The 869-nt window shown below is 61.2% G+C and carries 2 protein-coding genes; both read left to right on the top strand.

Translation table 11 applies throughout. The features are described from left to right. Positions 1 to 329: 329 nt before the first annotated feature. The gene (locus L3X40_RS21990) at positions 330 to 521 is read left to right on the top strand and encodes a hypothetical protein (protein ID WP_237367456.1); all 192 of its coding nucleotides are present in this window, start codon (positions 330 to 332) and stop codon (positions 519 to 521) included. Further along, positions 502 to 869 (top strand): recombinase family protein (locus L3X40_RS21985; RefSeq protein WP_237367455.1); only part of this gene is annotated, 368 nt, incomplete at its 3' end. The genes L3X40_RS21990 and L3X40_RS21985, both read left to right, overlap by 20 nt.

The following is an 869-nucleotide window of genomic DNA, read 5'->3' as shown; positions in this document are numbered from 1 at the left end:
GGGAAACGTACGACATTCAGCATACAGTTTGCGTCACGCCACGGTTGCCTATCCCTGGCATCCGCTCTTTGGAATGATGGTGCAGATCGCGCATCATCGGCGCGGGAAGCAGAGGCAGCTGAAGGCAATTCTCAGCGACCTCGCGCCGGGCTATTCGCGGGAAGCGCCGAACTGGATGTTCGATGCCAGCTTTTGCGCTGGCATGGCGTCCGGGCCACCTGAGGTATGCATCGAGAGCTTACAGGAACTTGCCGGGCTGTTGGCGGGGTTGGGCAAGACTCGCAAGCGTCGTGCAGCATCCTCTCCTTCCAACACGAAGGAGAGGCGCCGTGCCGAGAAGAAGCTTTGGAGATCGAAGTCAGCTCAAATTCAATCTGGACAAGCCCCTGCCGCCGGTCTCGGCGCCGAGGACGAAGGGGCTGGTGGAGGTTCTCGCCGACCTTCTTCTCGAGGCGATGGGACTTCCATCGTCGGCGATCCCGATGGTCAAGGGAGGCGGTGATGACAAAGATCACGCCTGATCACCTGGCTCGTACGGCGGTGGTGTATGTCCGCCAATCCACCATGGCCCAGGTTATGGGCAATCTCGAAAGCCAGCGACGCCAATATGAATTGGCGGAGTCGGCGACAGCCGCGGGCTTCGGCACGGTGACGGTTATCGACGATGATCTCGGGCGATCCGGCTCGGGGAGCGTCCATCGTCCTGGCTTTGAGCGCCTTGTCGCCCTTGTCTGTTCGGGCGACGTCGGCGCTGTTTACTGCATAGAGGCTTCCCGGCTGGCGCGAAACGGGCGCGACTGGCATCATCTGATCGACCTATGCGCGCTGACTGGGGCGTTGGTGATCGATCTCGACGGCGCATACGATCC

This window comes from Rhizorhapis sp. SPR117 (genome assembly GCF_021742065.1).
This window is presented reverse-complemented; position numbering and strand designations above follow the sequence as displayed.